This window comes from Xenorhabdus eapokensis, assembly GCF_001908105.1.
Genome location: NZ_MKGQ01000203.1, coordinates 1 through 291, shown reverse-complemented (window position 1 = coordinate 291; position 291 = coordinate 1). Strand labels below are relative to the sequence as shown.

At 54.0% G+C, this 291-nt stretch carries 1 protein-coding gene; it reads right to left on the bottom strand.

Annotation, left to right across the window (positions count from 1 at the left end; all coding sequences use genetic code 11):
* A partial coding sequence (locus Xedl_RS20160; protein ID WP_143187530.1) for an RHS repeat-associated core domain-containing protein occupies positions 1-291 on the bottom strand: 291 nt, incomplete at both ends.

The window sequence follows — 291 nt, the reverse complement described above, 5'->3', positions numbered from 1 at the left end:
AGAATCAGAACAAGGAGTTAATCCTAGCGGATCGATCCAACCCGTCGGATTTGATACGTAAGCATACGGATTTTTCCCACCCACTAATCCCAACGGATCCGGCATCAGGTACACACTCGCCACCGGCGAAAAATACCTGAACCGATTGTAGACCAGCCCGCTCTCGTCGTCCAACCACTGGCCTGCATATTTTAAGCCCGGATTGAATTCAGGATTCTCTCCCAACATGCCCAGCCGCAATCCATACAGGCTTTGCGGCGGCTGGCGCCAGACCCGGTGACCCGCTTCATC